This is a genomic window from Kitasatospora sp. NPDC059803 (assembly GCF_042732255.1).
Classification (GTDB): Bacteria; Actinomycetota; Actinomycetes; order Streptomycetales; family Streptomycetaceae; genus Kitasatospora.
Map to the genome: position 1 here is coordinate 57,173 of NZ_JBHWIJ010000013.1, position 369 is coordinate 57,541.

A 369-nucleotide genomic window follows, 5' to 3' on the forward strand; every position below is an offset into this window, starting at 1 on the left:
AAAATTTGGGGGGGCGCCCCACACCCTGCCCCCCCCCCCCCCGCGGGGCGCTCGGCCCGGGCGGGCATTCCGGGCCCAGCGCCCCAGCCGGACGGGGCGTGCAGAATCTGGCGACCGGTCTACATAGTTGCGTGCGCGGCGAGCGGCACCTCCGCCTCCGGTGCGCACAGGAAGTCGGCCTGATCGACTTCCTGTGCGGAATCCACCGTGCACAGCGCAGAATATGACGGTCGGTCTACATATTTGGCCGACGGCAGGCGTGAGCGCCCTCCCCCACGCGGGGGGGGGGGGGCGGGGGGGCATGACGGGGCCCGGGGCCCCCCCGGGGGGGGGGGGGGGGGGCCGGGCAATAATCTGGGGGGGTGAAAA